This window comes from Pseudoalteromonas sp. XI10 (assembly GCF_001469895.1).
Taxonomy (GTDB): Bacteria; Pseudomonadota; Gammaproteobacteria; order Enterobacterales; family Alteromonadaceae; genus Pseudoalteromonas.
The window spans coordinates 1-288 of sequence record NZ_LOPY01000005.1 but is presented as its reverse complement, the minus strand read 5'-3'; the positions used below and the strand labels follow the sequence as shown (position 1 = coordinate 288).

At 28.1% G+C, this 288-nt stretch carries 1 protein-coding gene; it reads right to left on the bottom strand.

Annotated elements, in window-relative coordinates; translation table 11 throughout:
- Nucleotides 1-20 precede the first annotated feature (20 nt).
- On the bottom strand, nt 21-288 hold a 268-nt coding region (locus tag AUR67_RS21090; protein WP_161936917.1), incomplete at its 5' end, for a hypothetical protein.

Genomic DNA, 288 nt, shown 5'->3' with positions numbered 1-288 from the left:
TAGATAAAAGCTACTTACCATTATTCTTTATTTTTAAAGCTTAAATCATTATGACAAAAAGCATCTATTAAACCATCACTATCCGCTTTATTTATTTTTGCTTCTTTAGGGAGCACTATATACAAATAATCATAGTTATATTTACCTTCATCAGTCATTCGATTAAGTTTATATCCAATCATGAATTTATCACCTCCACTGTAATCTAAAACTGATATGTTACAATGAGTTGTGTAGTTAATCGAAAATACTAATGAAGCTTTAGCATCTTCGAATTCATCATAGCTC